The organism is Vibrio sp. Y176, assembly GCF_033438945.1.
Genome location: NZ_JAWOQS010000251.1, coordinates 1 through 864, shown reverse-complemented (window position 1 = coordinate 864; position 864 = coordinate 1). Strand labels below are relative to the sequence as shown.

Annotated in this window: 1 protein-coding gene and 1 pseudogene; both read right to left on the bottom strand. The window is 47.6% G+C overall.

The genetic code is table 11. The features are described 5' to 3' along the window. Positions 1–34: 34 nt before the first annotated feature. A complete protein-coding gene (gene yigB, locus R7O13_RS25380) occupies positions 35–751 on the bottom strand; it encodes a 5-amino-6-(5-phospho-D-ribitylamino)uracil phosphatase YigB (protein WP_318305010.1) in 717 nt (238 codons plus the stop codon). Between the two features lie 8 nt (positions 752–759). Further along, positions 760–864 (bottom strand): annotated as a pseudogene (locus R7O13_RS25375) (tyrosine recombinase XerC); the annotation flags it as partial.

The window sequence follows — 864 nt, the reverse complement described above, 5'->3', positions numbered from 1 at the left end:
AAAATGACTTTAGAATGGATTAATGCGAAAGCAATTAAAAAAGTGTGAGTAACGGCTGCAAACTATTGATTTCAATATCAGGTAACGTACGTGTTCTTGAATGATTAATGACATTTTTATTCATATCATTAAACCAACATGCGGCAAAACCCGCTAACTTTGCACCATGTACATCCGTCGTGAGGTGGTCACCAACATGCAGAATGTTTTCGGCAGGTAAATCGAGGAACTGCTGCGCTTTGACAAACAAATCAGCAGCAGGCTTGGCAAGACCGTCAGGGCCCGCTTTCAATACGCATTGGAAGTATGGCGTCAAAACGATTTTATCTAAGTCGACGTTACCATTGGTGATCGCCACCAGAGGAATGTGTTCTCCCAACTCCGCCAATACATCGAGACTTTGCTGCGGCACGTCAAACTGACTGCGCCATTCCAAAGCCAGTTGCACGCCCTCTTCCGCTGCAACTTGAGCTTGCGCTTCATCGTAGCCAACCGATAGAAAAGCATGCTTTAACTGCACTAGGCGCCAAAGCGTCACATCGCTTTTGAGATCAGGACTTTGCTGGAGCACATGTTTTTTTACCTGCAACCAGTCGGCCTTTTCCATGTGCGCCACTGCAGGATGCGTTTGTTGCAACCAGGTCAGTAACTCGCACTCCATACGGACAATCACTGGATGGTTGTCAGACAGCGTGTCATCCAGATCGAATGTCATGGCCTTAATCGGCTCGATACGGCGGTAAAATTTCATGCTTTGGCTCACTCCCCGTTCTTTTTGCGGGCGCGTGGGTGGGCTTGGTCATACGCTTGCGCTAGATGCTGGAAATCCAAGTGTGTGTAGATTTGGGTCGTCGATATGTTCTC

Bases quoted from the DNA above. Each gene is read 5' to 3' on its own strand.
- yigB (WP_318305010.1), bottom strand. From the start codon at position 751: ATGAAATTTTACCGCCGTATCGAGCCGATTAAGGCCATGACATTCGAT.